The sequence below is a fragment of the Dyella acidisoli genome, from assembly GCF_030160295.1.
GTDB classification, from domain to species: Bacteria; Pseudomonadota; Gammaproteobacteria; order Xanthomonadales; family Rhodanobacteraceae; genus Dyella_B; species Dyella_B acidisoli.
The window spans coordinates 14,017-32,835 of the sequence record NZ_BSOB01000010.1; the positions used below are offsets into that span (position 1 = coordinate 14,017).

The window sequence follows — 18,819 nt, forward strand, 5'->3', positions numbered from 1 at the left end:
GTCGCTTGCGCGTCAGTCCACTCGCCGAGCAGTTATTTGTACTCCGGCCAAAGAACCGCCTGGGCGACGACGACATGTTCACCGTTGAACGTTGCTGCGGGGGAGCCATACAGCTGATAGCCGAGACTCAAGGCTTCCGAAACGCGACGGCAAAATGCTGCATCGTCTTTGCCGGTCAGCAACCGATAGCGCGGAAGATCATCAGGGGGTACATCCGTCATTAGGAAATTCCTCCATAAGGCGATCAGGAACGAGGTATTGTTTGCGCGGATGACAGACGTTAGCCCGTTCCACACGGTCTCGGCAATGCAGATTGAGGCTGCTTGGCGCGCCCCTGCGCTCGGAACCTGCTTCAAACCGCACACCTGCGCTATTGTTGGCCTCAGACCCGCGCGGTTTGTACGTGGGCGTATGTATCGAAGCACGCTTGGGCGGCATGCATGTGGTGTACAGGGGACAAGGGGTCATATGGAGCACGTTCGGGTGACCTGACGGTCGTACCCGCGTGGAGCGTATGCCATCGACGCAGATGGGTCGCGCTTGTCGCCGGCTTCTTCACGCTTGTGCTGACCATGCACGCCAATGCTCAGGCCATCAGCCTGGCCACGTTCACCCAGTCCCAGGGCCTGCGCAGTCTGGAAGACAATTGCCTGCTGGAAGACCGCATCGGCTTTGTGTACGTGTGCACGGAGAATGGGTTGTTCCGTTTTGATGGCCACGCTTTTCAGCGCATCGGCGCAGCAAACGGCTTGCATGGCAGCTTTATCTCGGCCCTGCACCAAGACAGCGCCGGGCGTTTGTGGGTAGGCACGCTCACTGGGCTTTATGTGGGCGATGGTCAGCATTTTGAGCCGGCCGAGGGATCAGCCCACCCGCTATCGGTGGATCCAGGCGCGATGCTTGCCGATCTGGGTGGCCGTTTGTATGCCGTAAGCCAGCACCGTCTATGGCTGGTCGAACCTGCGGGAACGCAATGGCGCATTCAACCGCGCTTCGACGCCGCGGCACTGCGCGCCACACCCGTGTTGGCGGACATCACCAGCGTTTTCAGCGACGGACACACACTGTGGTTCGGCTGTGGCAAATCACTATGCCAGCTGATCGACAATCAGCTGCATGTGTGGGATGAGCACAAGGGCGTTCCCGCAGATACCTGGACGTCCTATTTGCTCGACCGGAACGGCACGCTTTGGGTTCGCAGTCCACTCTACATTCGAACGTTGTCTTCCGGCAGCGCCGCGTTCGCCAATCACGATCTGCCGGGCGCGCGTGTAGTCACCGCGTATCTGGACATGATTCAGGACGACCAGGGACGCATGCTTACCCGTGCCAACGATGGCTTGGCCCGATGGGAAGGCGACCGTTGGCGGATTTTCGATAAACGCAACGGCTTGCCCGATATTGGTATCGACGCGTTGCTGTACGACCGCAGCCACGTGCTGTGGATCGGCACCTATGGGCGCGGTGTATTGCAGTGGCGCGGCTATGATCAGTTCGAGAGCTGGCAGACCGCGCAAGGCCTGGACAGCAGCCCCAGTTGGGCCATCGCACGCGCGCAAACCGGTGCGTTATGGGTCGGCGACGAACTAGGTGGCAGTGTGCTTGCACCTGGCAGCGAGCGCCTCACGGCGTGGCCCTTGAAAGCGCCGCCACTTGCGCAAGAAACCATTGGCCTTTACGCCCTGCCCGACGGCGATATGCTGGCCGCCTATTACTCGGGTGAGCTACTGCGCTATCACGCGCGCGAAGGCCGCACCGAAGAAGTGACGCACTCGCCCGCTTACATTCATGATCTGTTTGTCGACAGTCGTGGATCGATATGGCTCTGCACTGAGCGCGGCCTATACGTCCACGACGGCCACAAGCTGCGACGCGCCGGTGCAAACATCGTCCCCGACACTGTGTTTTCCGATGCAAAGGAAGATGCGAAGGGCCGGCTATGGTTCTCGGGCGAGGCAGGCCTGTTTCGCCTGGATCATGGGCAGTGGACGCGCATACGCGTGACCGGCGCGCCAGCCAACCAGAACTTCACCCACATAGACGTACTGCCCGCTGGTGATCTCTACCTTGCCGGCAACTTCAATGGTGTATGGCATGGTCGCATCACTGACGGCGATACGCTGAACGTACAGCACGTTGTGAACGATCTGCTTGACGACACGCGGGTCTATTTCATCCGGCACGATCGCAGAGGCTGGCTGTGGATTGGTGGCACCGACGGGGTGGAGCTCTTCAATGGCCAAGGCTGGCGCCGACTCACCGAAGACGATGGCCTGATCTGGGACGACATCGGGGAAGATGCTTTCTTCGAAGATCAAGACGGCTCGGTGTGGATCGGTACCACCAACGGTATTTCGCACATCCCGCGTCCGGAATCGCTGGGGTCACCCGATCCGTTGAACGTTGCCATCACCGAGTTGAATCTGGGCGGCGTGGCACAGAAACCCGCCTCAGCCTATCGCTTCGACTATGCATCAGAGCAACCGCTTACCCTGCATCTGGCCACGCTTGGTGCACCCACGCGCCGTACCTTGCAATACCACTATCGATTGCAGGGTCTCGAGCACAACTGGGTGAACTCTGATCGCTTGCAAGTGGATTACCCTCCACTTCCGCCAGGCAATTTCGTTTTCGAAGTAGCCGCTTACGATCCGGACAGTCGCCAGCTTTCGCAGGCGGTGCAGTTGCCGTTGCACATCGTGCCGCCATGGTGGCAGCGGCTACCGGCCGTACTGGGCGCCTTGCTGCTGGTCGCCTTTGGCATCGCACTGATGTGGCACATGCGCACACGACATCTGCGAGCACGTGCGCGCACGCTTGAACATTTGGTCGCCGTACGCACGCGCGAGTTGGAGGTGGACAAGCAAGCGCTTGAAGAAGCGCGCGCTGCACTGTGGCAGCAGGCCACGCACGATGCGCTGACCGGCTTGCCCAATCGGCCCCGTGTACTGGAGATCCTGACTCAGGCCATCATCGATACCCGTAAGAACGAACAGCCCCTAGTTGTGGCACTGATCGATCTCGATCACTTCAAGCGCATCAATGATCATTACGGTCATCTGGCCGGCGACGCGGTATTGATCGAAGCCGCCGCGCGGCTACGTGAAGCACTGCCCGCCAGCGCCACACCAGGTCGCTACGGCGGGGAAGAAATTCTGGCCGTGGTACCCGGCGTATCGATCAATGATCCCGCCCCCTTCGAAGCATTGCGCCATTGCATTGCACAACGCGTGTTCACCGGCGACGGCACTTACGTGGAAGTCACTTGTTCGATCGGTGTTGCCTGGCTGCAACCGCAAGACAGCGACGGCTTTGACTTGATCCGCCGTGCCGATGCCGCGCTCTACATAGCCAAAACGTCCGGACGCAATCGTGTGGTGATAGCCGGCGATCGCCGGAAAGCCCATTGACGTGCATCACGCCATACTCAAGTCAACTATCTTATTTAGCCATCGTCGACCGGAAACAGAAGGCCGAGCGAAAGCAATAGCGACAGGAACTCATCGCCATCCTGACGACCGACATCAAGCCGGCTGCACATGGCTGCTGCGTCCAGCCGGAATTTGAAGTAAGCGTGGATGTTTTCCTCTTCGCGGATTTGCAACACCCCATACACATCGCGTCCATCGTTGTCAGCCCGCTCGATCGAGGCGAAATGCATCGAGCCGATGTGATCGCGCGTGAAATTAAACAGACTCTTCCGCTTGCCGTTGTCGAACAGCTTGGCGCTTGCAGTGAAGCAAGTCAGCCAACTGAGCCTGTCGCCTACCTGCAGGGCGGAGATCGCCGTGCGTACCGTAGGATGCAAGTAGAGCCCTGAACCTATTTCCATAGGAAGGCGCTTCCTCAAAGACGTTTCACTGCTGAAGGCAACCTTCCATGGCGAACACATTCACGCCACTTTGAGAATTGGCCATGGCGATCGATGCGGGGCGGCTCGGCGAATAATTTACGCATGGCGTAGTCGTAAAGATGTGATCGCTCGTCTGGATCAACCTCATGAAAAATGCAGTGACGCAAGCTCATCCATGCGGACGAGCCGTTAGTGCAATCCGCACAATCACGTATCTATGTTCTTCGTGGTCGGCTGCAAGTGAAAGTCGACGTTTCGTTTACCTGTGTGAAGACTTTCTGCGTAACAAATACACAGGTCATTGACGTGTTCTGCAGGGGATTGTTGACGGTCGACGGAGCACCCTGGACCGCAAGGCCATCAAGGCGCTGTTTTGTACTGCGCCTTGACCAGCAACGCGATCTTCTCTGCATCCTCCTGCGTCGCCGGGTTGTAGATCACCATGCTTAGATCAGGCCGGCCATCCACCGCGAAGGACGAATATTCCATGGCGATCAAGCCGGCGGCTCGATGCTTGAGCTGCTTGGTGCCTTCCCCGTACGCGCGAACGTCATGGTCACGCCATATGCGTTCAAAGTCTGGGCTGGCCTGGCAAAGTTCGTCGACCAGCGCTTGAATACTTCTCGACGCGCCAGCCCGCGCCACATCCGCGCGAAATGCAGCCACCACGAAGCGAGCAACACTTTCCCAATCATGCTGCGCCGCCTGCACGCGAGGATTGAGGAAAATAAGGCGAAGAATATTGCGCTGCTCGACCGCCAAGGTTGCATAGTCGGTCAGCATCACGGTAGCTGCGCGGTTCCACGCAACGACATCCCAGGTAGCGGTCTTGATGATGGCTGGTGCGAACTCCAGCGCGTCCAGTACGCGCTGCAGCCGTGGCGTAACCCCTTCGGAAGCCTGGTAGCGCACTTCGGGTGGGCGACCCAGCGCGAGCAGGAACAAATGCTCGCGTTCGACATTCGTCAACATGAGCGCGTGCGCAATCCGTTCGAGCACGTCGGCAGAAGGCGCACCACCGCGTCCTTGCTCAAGCCACGTGTACCACGTCGCGCTGACGTTGGCGCGTTGCGCTACTTCTTCGCGCCGCAATCCTGGCGTTCGCCGACGCGTCATGGAGAAGCCGAAAGTCGCCGGATCGAGTTTTGTACGGCGATCTCTCAGGTAGGTGCCAAGCAAGTTGTCGTCTGGGATGGACATGCTCGTCCCGTCAATCGTTCAAGCTATTAGTAGTTATACCCGTATAACGTCACTACTTTACCCCGATAGCCAGGGAGCCAAGAGTATCGCCATCCACATTGGATTGGGAGCTATTTCCATGCGAGTTTTTGTTACAGGCGCCACCGGCTTTGTTGGCTCAGCAGTTGTCGCAGAATTGATCAACGCTGGCCATAGCGTGCTGGGTCTGGCGCGTTCGGATGCGGGGGCTGCTGCACTCACGGCCGCGGGTGCCGAAGTGCTGCGCGGTTCGCTCGAAGAGCTCGACAGCTTGCATGATGGCGCAGCTGCGGCGGACGGCGTGATCCACACAGCTTTCAATCACGATTTTTCAAAGTTCACCGAGAATTGCGAAATGGACAGGCGTGCCATCGAGGCTATCGGCGACGCGCTGGCAGGCTCAGATCGTCCGTTGCTTGTCACATCCGGCGTTGCGCTTCTGACCGATGGCCGCATCGCCACTGAAGAGGATGCGCGTGTCCCAAGCACCAACGCCTATCCTCGCGTTTCGGAAACAACAGCGCTATCGCTGACAGCGCGCGGCGTACGCGCATCCGTGGTTCGCCTTCCTCCTTCGGTTCACGGCAATGGCGATCATGGCTTCGTACCGCGCCTGATCGATTTTGCTCGTAGAAAAGGTGTCTCAACCTATATCGGCGACGGCAGCAATCGTTGGCCTGGCGTGCATCGGCTTGATGCCGCAGTCGTGTATCGCCTCGCTCTGGAGAAAGCCGCTACAGGAAAGCGCTATCACGCAGTCGGTGATGAAGGCGTGCCGTTCAAGGACATCGCCAACGTGATCGGCCGCCACCTCAATGTGCCGGTTGTAAGCAAATCGCCGGAAGAAGCGAAAGAGCACTTCGAGTGGTTTGCGCTGTTCGCGGGCATGAATGTTCCGGCATCGAGTCAACGCACCCAGGAAGCCTTGGGTTGGCAGCCGAAGCAGGCGGGATTGATTGCGGATATCGATCGTCCGGCTTATTTCGAACACTGAAAATCGGCCACGCAGGTTGGGGTTTGCACTCCAACCTACGTCCACTCTACCGACGCTTGTCAGCAACGACCGCTCAACGTTGCCTCACTAGCCAAATGCTTTAACCATTGCGCACGATTGGCCTGATTTAACCGAAACTTGTCCCTGCCTGATAAGCAGTGCTCGATAGCGCATGCCGCAGCATGGCGCGGCCCCCTGGCCGATACGAATCGTGCATGCTTCATCTTTCTAACCGAAGCCCGCTGCATCCAACTGCAACGGGCTTGCATAAGCTTTACTACCTAGCATCACTTTGCATCTACCTCATCCTGGCGCTCTGTTATTTCGGAACCTGGCATTCCTGGACACAGCACTACCTCGGCGAAGGTAACGATCCGGTCAGCTTCGTCTGGTTCATCCATTGGTGGCCATTCGCTCTTCAGCACCATTTGAATCCATTCGTCAGCTATTACGTCTGGCATCCGGATGGCGTCAATCTTTCATGGACCACATCTATTCCGACCATTGCGCTGCTGCTTTGGCCGATTACCGCCACGGGCGGCCCGGTGATGGCCTTCAACGTCATCAGCGTCCTGGCTCCGGCAATCAGTGCCTGGACAGCTTTTCTGTTGGCCATGTATCTCTCGCGGCGATGGCTGCCTTCGCTGTTTGCGGGATATTTTTTCGGCTTTTCGTCTTACGAATTCGGCCAGCTGCTCGGCCACCTGAATCTCGACCTTGTGTTTCTGATACCGGTCGCGGTGCTGCTCTGTGTGACTCATGTCCGCGGAGATCTTCGGCGCCGCACGTTCGTTCTGTCGCTCGCGGCGGTGCTGATTCTTCAGCTAGGCATTTCGACGGAAGTGCTCGCGAGCCTGTGCGTACTCGGTGCGATGACGTGGCTGATCTTTCTTCTCTTCACTCCGATTGCGGATCGCAAACCACTATGGCGGCTTGCCAAAGATATCGCCCTTACCGCGCCGATCGTGCTGGTGTTTGCTGCACCCTACCTCTTCTACATGTTCAAAGGCATGGCGCATGGCCAACCGTTTCATACGTTGCCATCTGAATACTCTGCGGACCCGCTGAATCTTCTGATTCCCACTCGTGTTTCCTTACTCGGCAGAGCCACCTCCACATGGGCCGAGAAATTTAGCGGCAATGCCTCGGAGCAAGGCGCTTACCTCGGCTTGCCACTGCTTTTGGTGGCCATGTGGTATTTCCGCGATCACTACCGGGATCGCGGCGTCAAAGCCTTTCTGGTCGCGACGTGTGCGCTGGCGATAATGAGTTTGGGGCCGCATCTGCAAATCGAACGGCACATCACAAAGCTTCGCCTTCCATGGCATGAAATCATGAAATTGCCCCTCATCGACGAAGCGCTGCCAACGCGCTTCATGATGTACGTGGCGCTGTGCGCAGCGATTGCAGCTGCACTGTGGCTATCGGATGCGAAGACACGCAAGCAGCTGATCGGTAGGGTCGGCATCGCCATGCTGGCTGCAGTCGCGCTATTACCTGATGGCTCGGCATTCGCGTGGACATCGTGGCCTGCACAGCCATTTTTCCAGGCCGCTCACATCGAACAGACGCTGGGCAAACATCCGAACGTGCTGATTCTGCCCTTCTCCGACAAAGGTCCGGGCATGGGCTGGCAGGTCGACGCCGGCATGGCATTTACGCAGGCCGCCGGTTACCTGGGGCCTGATCCCAAGCAGGAAGATGGTGTCACCTTGGAAGAGCTTCGCCACGGCGAACTCTCACCGGATTTTGGCAGCCATCTGGAAACGTTCTGCCTGGCACACAACGTCGATTACATCGTGATCGGCCCCGATACGCCCACTGCGCTGACCGAAGCCATTTCCAAGTTACCTTGGACGCAGCACGTTGACGGTAACGTTGTGGTCGTCGACGCGCCGCGCATGCCTACACTGACCCAGCGATAGAAACTCAAACATTCTTCCAGACGAACTCGCTCAACTTGCGCAGCTCATCGAACTGGCTGGCCAGTTCGAAGCTGACCAGAAAAATGGCCACGTAGAACACGCCCTGATACTTCACGGACCAATCCAACACCGGTGCTGCAACGCGCTCCCGGAACAGGGAATGATTGAGCAACAGGCAGATCAACACACCCAGCACGGCACCGAACAGCACATCCGAGGGGTAATGCATACCCAGGTAAATGCGTGGCAGGCAGATGAAGATGAGCGTGTAGATGAAGGCGACGATGCCCAGACGCCTTGAAGCCAGGTAGACACCCGTTGCCACGGCACACCACATCATGGCGTGATCGCTGGGGAACGAACTCCAGGTACGCACGACCGACACCTTGCATGCGGAGATGTCCGCTGGAAAGTGCATCGCCAGCGCATCATTCGCGAAAGGCCTGACCCGGAATGGAAGAAAATGCGCCAGCAATCTGCCGAGGATCAGTGAAACAAAAGTCGCGATGGCGGTGCAAACGACGATTTCCCTATCACGCCGTGCATCCGGCCCGTTGCGAAACCAGATCCACCACAACAGGCAGGTCAGTCCCAGGCCACGCGTGAAATAAAATCTCTCGATGCCGATCGCCATGTAATCGAGCATCGTGGAGTGGAAAGCAAACTGGTTGATAAATCGTAGGATGGAAAGATCGAAAGGATTCACGGTTGACCATGATTGCTACAGGGCGGTGACATGACTCATGTACCGGTCACCCCGTGGTCCAGATGTGAAATTCATGCAGCGATTGAGTGGACTTCACGGCAACGAAAAATACGAGCGCGCCGCAAAATGTATACGCGGTCGTCACAAGCTAAATAATTTGCTATCGCGCTGCACTGAATTTGACATCGCAACTAACAGCATTCACGGCGGATCTTTGTCGTACCGTGCGATCCCTTCCGGCAGTTGCACCCAAGCGTGCCTGCGACATTCGTAAACGGAATCCTGCGGCGGCGGAAAATCAGGATCGGCAAAAGCACCCACCGCCACCATCACGAAGCCTTCTTCGCCTTCACCGGTATGAAACACATTGCTTCCGCAAACGGGGCAAAACCGGAAGCGGAACTTTGCACCGTGATCGCCAGTACGCACGTATTCGGTGGCGGTGCCGGTGACTTTGTACGGAGCGGCGTAAGCGGCAATCGTGGCGAAGACGCTGCCGGTACGCTGCTGGCAGGCAAGGCAGTGACAGACGCCCGTGCCCAGCGTTTCGCCTTGCACTTCAATGCGTAGTTGTCCGCAACAGCAGGAAGCCGTTCTGCTAGTCATGGATGATTCCCCTTCACATTCACGCTACTCAGGTCTGTGAATGGTACGTCCACGCGAGCCGGCCCGGTTGGAACGGGCCGGCCATGGCGATATCAAACATGTTGCGTGGCAACCTGCCCCATTTCATCCAGCTCAGCGAGTGCACTGTTCGGCAAGCTCAGTGATGCGGCCTGCAGGTTCTCACGCAAATGCACCAGGGAAGATGTACCCGGAATCAGCAGGATATTCGGCGCACGATGGAGCAGCCAGGCCAGCGCAACCTGCATCGGCGTCGCCCCCAGTGAAGCGGCTACGTTGGACAACGTCGACGACTGCAGCGGCGTGAAACCACCGAGCGGAAAGAAGGGCACGTAAGCGATGCCTTGGCTGGCCAGTTCATCGATCAACGCATCATCGGCACGATGCACCAGGTTGTAATGGTTCTGTACACAAACGATGTTCGCGATGCCCCGTGCCTCGGCAACTTGCCTGGCGGTCACATTGCTCAGCCCGATCTCGCGAACCAGGCCCTGTTGCTGAAGTTCGGCCAGCGCAGCAACCTGTTTTGCGATCGATCCTTCAGTAGGCGCATGAACTTCGCCCACGATGCGCATGTTGACCACATCCAGGCGTTCCAGCCCGAGATTGCGCAAGTTGTGGTAGATGCCACGTTTGATGTCCTCCGGCTGCTGTGCGGGCAGCCATGCGCCATCGCTACCGCGAACAGCGCCGACTTTCGTCACGATCACCAGATCATCCCGATATGGATGCAAGGCTTCGTGGATAAGCTGATTGGTAACGTGCGGCCCGTAAAAATCGCTGGTGTCGATGTGATTGACGCCGGACGCCACCACTTCGCGCAGCACGGCAATGGCCGCGTTGCGATCCTTCGGCGGGCCGAAAACACCAGGGCCGGCCAGTTGCATGGCGCCGTAACCCATGCGGTTCACGGTACGGCCGGCGAGCGCAAACGTGCCGGCGGAAGAAAGCTTGGACATGGAAGTCTCCTTGGACCTGGGGGTATTGGATTTGAGGGAACGGAAACCACTATGCGCCCGGCCTGTTTGTTAGATAATCCCCTTCAATGTGCACGGGCTGTGCAAGGAATTGAACAATGACTGTGGAGATCAACGATCTCGCCGCATTCGTTGCCGTGGCCCGAGCCGGCGGTTTCCGCGATGCGGCCCGCATCAGTGGTGTTTCCCCTTCCGGCCTCAGCATTGCCGTGCGCCGGCTCGAATCCAAGCTCGGCGTGCGCCTGCTCAATCGCACCACCCGCAGCGTTGCGCCCACCGAAGCAGGTTCGCGCCTGATCGAAAGGCTGGCGCCGGCGCTTGCTGAAATGGAAGCGGCGCTGGATGTGTTGAACGGTTTTCGCGATCGGCCAGCCGGCACGTTGAAGCTCAACGTGCCGGCAAGCGTGGCGAGCATCGTGTTGCCGCCTATTTTGGCGGCCTTCCTGAAAGCTTATCCGGACATCCGCGTGGAAGTGATCGTGGAAGACAGCTTTGTCGACGTGCTTTCCGCCGGATGCGACGCAGGCATTCGCTACGACGAACGGCTCGAGCAGGACATGATCGCCATTCCCATCGGCCCTCGCGTGCAACGCTTCGCCACCGCCGCCGCGCCCAGCTACCTGGATGCGCATGGCCGCCCTGAACATCCGCGCGAATTGCTTTCTCACGCGTGCTTGCGCGGACAATTCGCGAGCGGTGCCACGCCGATCTGGGAATTCGAGCGCAATGGCGAGGTGATCCACGTTGATCCGTCCGGGCCGCTGCTGGTCAGGCTTGGTGCGGCAGTACATCTGGCTGTGGACATGGCGGTTGCCGGGCTTGGCATCATCCATCTTTTCGAAGGCATGCTGCGTCAGCATCTGGATAGTGGCGCGCTCGAGCCGATCCTTGAGCCTTGGTGGCAAAACTTCTCCGGGCCGTTTCTCTACTATCCCGGGCGCAAGCATCTGCCCGCACCGCTGCGTGCGTTTGTGGATTTCGTGAAGGACAACGCGTCGCTGTAGGTTGGGTTAGCGCAGCGTAACCCAACGGCGATGACCGGAATTTGTTGGGTTACGCTGCGCTAACCCAACCTACAACAACCAATGAGTCTTCCACTTCGCGGAAGATCGACTGCCACGCGCCATCCCTTCGTTAAGCAAGTCAAGGCGGGTAGAGTCACCGCCATCTCCACGCAGCTTCTCATCCTTTTCATTCGCTCAGGAGCTTTCTGCCATGGCGACTTCCTCTACTTCGCCCCTGCTCGAACTGCTTGGCATCGACGTGCCGATCATCCAGGCGCCGATGGCGGGCGTATCTTCACCGGCCATGGCCGCAGCAGTCAGCAACAGCGGTGGACTAGGTTCGCTGGGTGTTGGCGCCATGACGGCAAACCAAGCGCGTGAAGCCATTCAACAGTTTCGTGCGCTGAGCAATGGGTCGCTCAACGTGAATGTGTTCGTGCATAAGCCAGCGCAGGCGAATGCGAAAAAAGAAGCAGCCTGGCTCCAACGTCTCAGCCCCGTATTCGAACGCGCTGGCGCCGAGCCACCCGCCGCGTTACATGAGATCTACACATCGTTCCTTGTCGACGACGACATGCTGGCCATGCTCGTGGAAGAAAAGCCGAAAGTGGTGAGCTTTCATTTCGGCGTACCGCGCCCTGATCAGATCGCAGCATTGCACCAGGCAGGTATCGTGTTGCTGGCAAGCGCAACAAACGTGCATGAAGCGACGTTGCTCGAAGCAGCCGGGGTTGATGCCATCGTCGCGCAAGGCTACGAAGCGGGCGGCCATCGCGGCATTTTCGATCCGGATGGTGAAGACAGCCGGCTTGGAACCTTCGCGCTGACGCGTTTGCTGGTGCGTGCGCTGAAGCTTCCTGTGATTGCCGCGGGCGGCATCATGGATGGCGCCGGCGTTGCTGCCACCCTGAAGCTCGGCGCGGCTGCCGCACAGTTGGGCACGGCGTTCGTCGGCACGGATGAATCACTCGCGGACGCAGGCTTCCGCGCGCTTCTTTTCGGCGATGCCGCTCATCACACCACGATGACACGCGTGATTTCGGGGCGCCCTGCGCGCAGCCTCGCCAATGCATTCACGCGTTGGGGTGCCGATGTGCCGGACGATGCGGTTCCCGACTATCCCATCACCTACGACGCCGGCAAATCGCTCAATGCAGCAGGCAAGGCGGCCGGACAACCTGGTTATGGTGCGCATTGGGCTGGGCAAGCGGCGCCATTGGCACGTGCGATGTCGACGCAAGCGTTGATGCAAGTGTTGAAGAGCGAGTTGAAGCACGCGTTGAATGCGTAGGTTTGCACTGTGATATGCCCCCACGTTCTTTGCTCGTCATCCCAGTGAAAGCTGGGATGACGCCTGGGCGGTTTGAAAGATCACAGTGAGCTTGCATAACTTCAAAATTCTGGGAAAACCACCAAGCAAAAAACGTAGGGATGTCTCATGGGTTTGCATCCTCAACCTACGTATCAACGCCCAACTAGCTGCTGCAAATGCGTTGGGTAACGCTCACCCACTACCGTGATCTGCGCAAGCGCCGATTTAATGGCTGCAAGATCAGCAGCATTCAACTCGACGTTGGCCGCACCGATGTTCTCCTCCAGCCGGTGCAACTTGGTGGTACCGGGAATCGGCACGATCCACGGCTTCTGCGCCAGCAACCACGCAATGGCAATTTGCGCGTGCGTCGCGCCTTTGCTGTTCGCAATCTGCCCTAGCACATCGACCAAACTCGCGTTGGCCTTGCGGTTTTCCTCGGAGAAACGCGGCACCACGTTGCGGAAGTCGCTCTGGTCAAAGGTGGTGTTTTCGTTGATGGCGCCAGTGAGGAAACCTTTGCCGAGCGGGCTGAACGGCACGAAGCCGATGCCGAGTTCTTCAAGCGTAGGCAGAATCTCCTGCTCGGGTTCTCGCCACCACAGCGAGTATTCGCTCTGCAATGCGGCGACCGGTTGCACGGCGTGCGCGCGGCGAATCGACTGCGCACCGGCTTCCGACATGCCGAAGTGCTTCACCTTGCCCTGCTGAATCAAATCCTTGACGGCGCCGGCCACTTCTTCCATCGGCACGTTCGGATCGACGCGGTGCTGATAGAACAGATCGATGCGATCGGTCCTCAAACGCTTCAACGATGCCTCTACCATTTCGCGGATGCGCTCGGGTCGGCTATCAAGCCCCCTGTTCGGGTAGCCGTCCTTGAAACCGAATTTGGTGGCGATCACTACCTGATCGCGGAACGGTGCAACGGCTTCGCCGAGCAGTTCCTCGTTGGTAAACGGTCCATAGACTTCGGCGGTATCGAAGAATGTGACGCCGCGTTCGAAAGCGTCGCGAATAAGCTCAATGCCCACGGATTTTTCAACGGCCGGACCATAGCCAAAGCTGAGGCCCATGCAACCCAGGCCCATTGCCGAAACCTCCAGGCCGCTGTTGCCAAGTCTGCGCTTTTGCATGACGGTGTTCTCCAAGTGCTGCACGACGCAGGCAGCGTCGTTTCATGCGCACATGCTAGAGAGGAACTTCGCGTCGATTAAGATCGGCAAACCGCATGGCCTTATGTACGGCGCTCATGAATCCTCATCGCGCTTTCGATAGCGCAATGCATCGATCACGACGGATAGCGCACGCGAAGATTGGCGGCGAGTCGGGTAATACAAGTGATAACCAGGGAACGTCGAACACCAGCTTTCGAGCACGCGCTCAAGATGCCCTTCGCGCACATGCCGCTGCACCATGTCATCGGGCAGATAGGCCAGGCCGAATCCGGCTAGGACAGCGCGAAGCATCGGGCTGCTGCTGTTGAACACCCACTGCCCTTCCACGCGCGCTTTGAGCTCTTGCCCTTTGCGCTCGAATTCCCATGCCATCAGACTGCCGTGCGTAGGCAGCCGCAGGTTGATGCAATCGTGCGCCGCCAGATCTTGCGGTTTCTGTGGGCGCGGCCGCTTCGCAAAATAAGCCGGCGCGCCGACCACCGCCATGCGCATGTCCGGCGCGATGCGCACGGCGATCATGTCTTTCTCTACTTGATCGCCCAGGCGCACGCCCGCGTCGAAACGCTGTGCCACGATATCGGTGAGGCCGTAGTCGACGCTGATTTCCACCTTGATGTCGGGGTAGTTCGGCAACACCTTCGCCAACTTTGGCCACAGCACGGAGTTGGCTGCATGTTCGGCGGTGGTGATGCGCACCGTGCCGGCCGGCTTGTCCCGGAATTCGCTCAAGGCCGCCAGTTCGACCTCGATCTCCTCGAAACGAGGACCAATGGTGCGCAGCAATCGTTCGCCAGCTTCGGTCGGCGATACGCTGCGCGTGGTGCGGGAGAGCAACCGCAGCCCAAGCCGCGTTTCCAGCGCGCGAATGGTGTGGCTCAACGCGGATTGGGACACACCCAGTTGCGCTGCCGCACGCGTAAAGCTCCCTTCCCGCGCGACGGCAAGAAAGGCCAGAAGATCACTGAAGGTCTCCCGCGGCATTCATGAATCCCCTTCATGGACCAGCGTGAATTATACGCTCCGCCTTGACGGCACCCCTACCCGCCGCCCGCGCCCCGTTATTCACACGCAGGACATCAGGAACCAGTGAGACTGCGTGGTTTCAAAGCAACATCCGTTAAAACAGGGAATGCTCGTGCCGTATCGCAACACCTTTCAACGCCCTCTTTACTGGAAGCTGGCAAGCCTCTCGCTATTGGCCACCTGCATCACTCCAGCCTTTCAGGTGCATGCAGAAAAGAGCACCTCCAAGAACGCGGCATCCAGCCAGCTCGCCATGCAGGTGAACGACGATCGCATGACGTTGAGTATGGCCCGAGTGCCGCAGATCTATCTCTACGGACCGATCGACAGCGATGCGCCGCGCCGCTTCGAGTTACTGGTGAAGTCGGGCAAGATTCCCAACGGTTCGGACATCTATTTGAATTCGCCTGGCGGCAGCGTCGACGCCGGCATGGCTTTGGGGCGAATGTTCCGGCAAGGCTCGATGGTGACGCACCTGGGCACGCCGCGATTGCCCAAGCACACTCCCATCGTCAATAAATCCGCCATCTGTGAAGGCGCCTGTGCCTATGCTTATCTGGGCGGCCGCTTCCGCTGGGCGGCCAGCGGTAGCGATCGCATTGGTTTTCCTACTTATCCGGCGCAACAGGCACCTGAGCAGATCAGCGCCTACGTGAAAGAGATGGGCATTGCCGATGCTGCGCTTACCGCAGCCTCGGCAACGGGAACGGCCGATCCCATCCTGTGGCCAAATGCTGACGAAATGATCGCCAAGGGTCTTGCCAACAACGGCCGGCTCGACCTGGTTGCCACGTACAAATACGTGCAGGATGCGCCGTATCTCGAACTCAAGCAGAGCGATCGCAACGGCGAACATACGATCACGTTGTTGTGCAAACCGGGTGGCGCGGAACTCGCCACTTACGACACGATCGGCACCGTACGTGCGCGACAAACCGTAGCGCGTGCAGTGCACTCGTACTTCGAGATCAACCAGCAGGAAACGCTGCCGCAGCAAGGTGGCGCTACTGCAGTCGATCAATCTGTGGTGCTTCAACGCATCTACCCGCTGGATCAATTGCAGCACATGGCATCCGCGCAAGCGATGGGTGCATGGGTGCGCGATCGCACCGGCATTCGTTATGGCTTCGCCTTCGAAGTGGGTGGCGTGCGCAAGGTGCTCAATGATTTCTATAACGCGTGCACATACGCCACGCAGCAACATTCCTGAAATATTTCGCGGCAGTTTTCACTTACATCTGCCTGACAAAGCCATGGCGTTTCCACACGCCATGGCTTTTTTATGTGCTTGCTAAGCTAGAACTAAGCCTTGACACGAAAGCGAGCTAGTTCCCGCTTGCTTGGTCACTCTATATAGATAAGGCGCGATCGAGTCGCCAAGACTCATGCCGATCAGCGCCGCATGTCACCGTGTTGCAACAAAACACGCTGTTCGCGGCGGTCGGAACCGTGCACGACCATCATCGCAATGCGCCTTTCTTGGGAATTTTTGCAAATGATCACACGCACGCATGGCCGGACCCTGCTGGCCACTCTAATCGCCGTCAGTTTGATAAGCGGCTCCATCGCAGTCGCAGCTGCCGATAGCCAGGCAAGTACAGCACCCGCCCAGGAAACAACCTCCGACCAGGACAACTCGTCATCGGCGAAATCCAAAGAGAAGGTCAAGCAGCTCACCGGTGTGTCCGTGAGTGCAACGGTACAGACCGTGCCGCCGACGGCGGCGTACACGCAAAGCCTGATCGACGAAGACACCCTCCGCAACTTGTCGCCGGGCCCTACCCTGACCGTGCAGACCATGCTCAACCAGCAGCCCTCGGTGTTCGCTTATGCGAACGGCCCGAACGGCGTGGAAACGACGATCTATCTGCGCGCCTTCAACTCCAGCCAGTTCTCGGAGACTTTCGACGGCGTAGCGCTCAACGACTTGTTCAACGGTGGCGTGACCAACCAGGCGGAAAACCGCAACAATGTCCTGCTGATCCCGAGCAACCTGCAGTCGGTGGAGGTCTATCGCGGCATCAACAATCCCGCGGTCAATTCGTATAACTCGCTCGGCGGCACCATCAATTTCGTACCGCGCCAACCTGACGACACCATGGGCGGCAGTGTCGGCGCGAGTTATGGCAGCTTCAAGAGCTGGGACTATCACGGCACTTTCAATACCGGTGATTGGAACGGCATCAAGCAGGTGTTCTCGTTCGAGCATTCGGCTAGCCGCGGCTGGATCGACAACACCGGCGACCACAACAACAACTTCTATTGGGGTCTGACTTACGACTTCAACGACAACAACCGCCTGTCGAACTATCTGCTCTTCAACAACAACAAGGGTTTCTCGCCCTTCAACATGCCAGCGCCGCTGCAGCAGCAATACGGTCGCAATTACCAATGGCCGCTCAGCTGGACCAACTCACCCATCAAAGACACTAACTGGATGGACATCGTCGATCTGAAGTCGAAATTCAGCGATGACATCCTGTTCCAGAACAAGTTTTTCTTAGGCCGCAACGACTATCTGCGCACCTCGTTCTCGAACCCGCTCTTCCAGGAGAGCGCGACACAGCCGTACAACCTAGAGGACGATCCGAGCTCGTCCGCGTTCTGGCTAGGCAACCCCAACGGCCCTACCTACGATCCGGCCGCAGCATTCGGTTCGGCGCAAAACGGCACTGCCTACCATTTCTATGGCTACACCACGAAAGGCGTCGGCGATACGCCAACGCTTACGCTGAAGCTTCCGCAGAACGAAATCGTCGTCGGTGCCAATGCCACCTATGGCGAGCTTTACTCGCGCGAATACTGGTACGGCTCCTCCCCCGTACCGAAAATTCTTGGCTACAACGACACTTGGGACGAACACGACCGCCGCACGCTGACGTCCTTCTTCGCGCAAGACACCATCAGCCTGTTCGATAACACCCTGCACCTCACGCCGGGCGTGAAATACATCTACGCCAGCACTACGGACCGCGATGCAGTAGGCATCTACTACCCGATAGCCGGCGAAGTGCACGACACGGAACATTTCGTGTCGCCCACCTTCGGCATCAACTACCAGATCGTGGATGGCTTGAACGTCTATGCCTCCTACGGCAAGAACTTCAAGCTGCCGGATATCTCCGCTTACTACGGCGCTTTCCAGACGGATGCCAACGGCAACAACACCATCGCTCCGCCCCACGTGAAACCCGAGTACGTGCAAGATTACGAAATCGGCGTGCGCTATCAGCTAGACGGTTTCAGCGTAGCGGTTAACGGCTATCGCGAAAACTTCACGAACACCTTCGTCACCGTCACCGACCCTGTCACCTTGCTCAGCACGTTCACCAACGGCGGCGGCTCGCGCTACCAGGGTGGCGAGCTGCAACTGCAAAACAACTTTGGCGCCACCGCATTTGGCGATTTCAGCGCGTACTTCAACTATGCGCACAACCAGGCCAAGTTCACTTCCAGCTTCGTCTCCGACTACGCGGGAACGGTGAACGCCGGCCAACCGCTGGCGGGCGTGCCGCAGGATCTGATCAGCGCCGGATTCGTGTGGAAGTACGAAGGCTGGCGTTTCAATCTGGATGCGCGCTTTGTCGGCAAACAGTACGTCGATCAGCTATATGCGGGTACGCCGACGGCATCCACGATCAAACCGTATGCGGTGGTCAACCTGGGGGTCAGCGATACGATTCGTTTGCGGGAGTCGGGCTTCGGCAAACAAGTCCGCGTCGGTTTGAATGTCGACAATCTGCTGAGTCGCGAGTATTTGAATACGGCGTATACGGATACGGATTACTTCGGCAACAGCTTCATTCGCGGAATCGTTGCGCCGCCGCGGACGATTACTGGCAGTATTGACGTCGATTTTTGAGCTTGCTGATGGCTCCCTCCCCTGCTTGCAGGGGAGGGTTGGGGTGGGGCTGCACGAGCTTGCCGCGAAGCTTGAATTCACCGCGAGGTTGCTTCACCCCACCCCAACCCTCCCCTACTACACGTAGGGGAGGGAGTAGCTCG

Annotated in this window: 15 protein-coding genes; 7 read left to right on the forward strand and 8 right to left on the reverse strand. The window is 58.4% G+C overall.

Annotated elements, in window-relative coordinates:
• Positions 1 to 32: 32 nt before the first annotated feature.
• Positions 33 to 221 carry a DUF1737 domain-containing protein gene (locus QQJ86_RS04865; RefSeq protein ID WP_284319797.1) on the reverse strand — a complete coding sequence of 63 codons (189 nt, stop codon included), beginning with the start codon at positions 219 to 221 and terminating at the stop codon, positions 33 to 35.
• A 351-nt stretch (positions 222 to 572) separates the two neighbouring features.
• On the opposite strand from QQJ86_RS04865, the gene QQJ86_RS04870 reads away from it, so the two are divergent.
• Positions 573 to 3,410, forward strand: coding sequence for a ligand-binding sensor domain-containing diguanylate cyclase (locus QQJ86_RS04870; RefSeq protein WP_284319798.1), 2,838 nt, complete (start codon positions 573 to 575; stop codon positions 3,408 to 3,410).
• A gap of 35 nt (positions 3,411 to 3,445) precedes the next feature.
• Here QQJ86_RS04870 and QQJ86_RS04875 read toward each other — a convergent pair whose 3' ends face one another.
• On the reverse strand, positions 3,446 to 3,832 hold the full coding sequence (locus tag QQJ86_RS04875) for a hypothetical protein (RefSeq protein WP_284319799.1): 387 nt from the start codon (positions 3,830 to 3,832) through the stop codon (positions 3,446 to 3,448).
• Positions 3,833 to 4,213: 381 nt separating this feature from the next.
• Complete coding sequence (locus tag QQJ86_RS04880) at positions 4,214 to 5,053, reverse strand: helix-turn-helix transcriptional regulator (RefSeq protein ID WP_284319800.1); 840 nt, start codon at positions 5,051 to 5,053, stop codon at positions 4,214 to 4,216.
• 118 nt (positions 5,054 to 5,171) lie between these two features.
• On the opposite strand from QQJ86_RS04880, the gene QQJ86_RS04885 reads away from it, so the two are divergent.
• Positions 5,172 to 6,065 (forward strand): SDR family oxidoreductase, encoded by an 894-nt coding sequence (locus tag QQJ86_RS04885; RefSeq protein ID WP_284319801.1) that lies wholly within the window; start codon positions 5,172 to 5,174, stop codon positions 6,063 to 6,065.
• Positions 6,066 to 6,280: 215 nt separating this feature from the next.
• Entirely contained in the window at positions 6,281 to 7,990 is a 1,710-nt protein-coding gene (locus tag QQJ86_RS04890; protein ID WP_284319802.1) for a DUF6311 domain-containing protein, read from the forward strand.
• 4 nt (positions 7,991 to 7,994) lie between these two features.
• On the opposite strand, the gene QQJ86_RS04895 is transcribed toward QQJ86_RS04890, so the two are convergent.
• The 3 genes from QQJ86_RS04895 to QQJ86_RS04905 all read right to left on the reverse strand — a co-directional run bounded on the left by QQJ86_RS04895 (position 7,995) and on the right by QQJ86_RS04905 (position 10,279).
• Positions 7,995 to 8,696, reverse strand: a complete 702-nt coding sequence (locus QQJ86_RS04895; RefSeq protein ID WP_284319803.1) for a phosphatase PAP2 family protein — start codon at positions 8,694 to 8,696, stop codon at positions 7,995 to 7,997.
• Positions 8,697 to 8,897: 201 nt separating this feature from the next.
• On the reverse strand, positions 8,898 to 9,302 hold the full coding sequence (locus QQJ86_RS04900) for a GFA family protein (RefSeq protein ID WP_284319804.1): 405 nt from the start codon (positions 9,300 to 9,302) through the stop codon (positions 8,898 to 8,900).
• 92 nt (positions 9,303 to 9,394) lie between these two features.
• Positions 9,395 to 10,279, reverse strand: a complete 885-nt coding sequence (locus QQJ86_RS04905) for an aldo/keto reductase family oxidoreductase (protein ID WP_284319805.1) — start codon at positions 10,277 to 10,279, stop codon at positions 9,395 to 9,397.
• A 116-nt stretch (positions 10,280 to 10,395) separates the two neighbouring features.
• On the opposite strand from QQJ86_RS04905, the gene QQJ86_RS04910 reads away from it, so the two are divergent.
• The gene (locus tag QQJ86_RS04910; protein WP_284319806.1) at positions 10,396 to 11,301 is read left to right on the forward strand and encodes a LysR family transcriptional regulator; all 906 of its coding nucleotides are present in this window, start codon (positions 10,396 to 10,398) and stop codon (positions 11,299 to 11,301) included.
• 211 nt (positions 11,302 to 11,512) lie between these two features.
• A complete protein-coding gene (locus QQJ86_RS04915; RefSeq protein ID WP_284319807.1) occupies positions 11,513 to 12,592 on the forward strand; it encodes an NAD(P)H-dependent flavin oxidoreductase in 1,080 nt (359 codons plus the stop codon).
• 173 nt (positions 12,593 to 12,765) lie between these two features.
• Here the strand turns inward: QQJ86_RS04915 and QQJ86_RS04920 are convergent, their stop codons facing one another.
• Both QQJ86_RS04920 and QQJ86_RS04925 read right to left on the reverse strand, forming a co-directional pair.
• The gene (locus QQJ86_RS04920) at positions 12,766 to 13,749 is read right to left on the reverse strand and encodes an aldo/keto reductase (protein ID WP_284319808.1); all 984 of its coding nucleotides are present in this window, start codon (positions 13,747 to 13,749) and stop codon (positions 12,766 to 12,768) included.
• Between the two features lie 114 nt (positions 13,750 to 13,863).
• Positions 13,864 to 14,772 (reverse strand): LysR family transcriptional regulator, encoded by a 909-nt coding sequence (locus QQJ86_RS04925; protein ID WP_284319809.1) that lies wholly within the window; start codon positions 14,770 to 14,772, stop codon positions 13,864 to 13,866.
• A 154-nt stretch (positions 14,773 to 14,926) separates the two neighbouring features.
• Between QQJ86_RS04925 and QQJ86_RS04930 the strand changes: the two genes are divergently transcribed.
• Both QQJ86_RS04930 and QQJ86_RS04935 read left to right on the forward strand, forming a co-directional pair.
• Positions 14,927 to 16,024, forward strand: coding sequence for a hypothetical protein (locus QQJ86_RS04930; protein ID WP_284319810.1), 1,098 nt, complete (start codon positions 14,927 to 14,929; stop codon positions 16,022 to 16,024).
• A 285-nt stretch (positions 16,025 to 16,309) separates the two neighbouring features.
• Positions 16,310 to 18,676 carry a TonB-dependent receptor gene (locus QQJ86_RS04935; RefSeq protein ID WP_284319811.1) on the forward strand — a complete coding sequence of 789 codons (2,367 nt, stop codon included), beginning with the start codon at positions 16,310 to 16,312 and terminating at the stop codon, positions 18,674 to 18,676.
• The last annotated feature ends 143 nt before the right edge of the window (positions 18,677 to 18,819 follow it).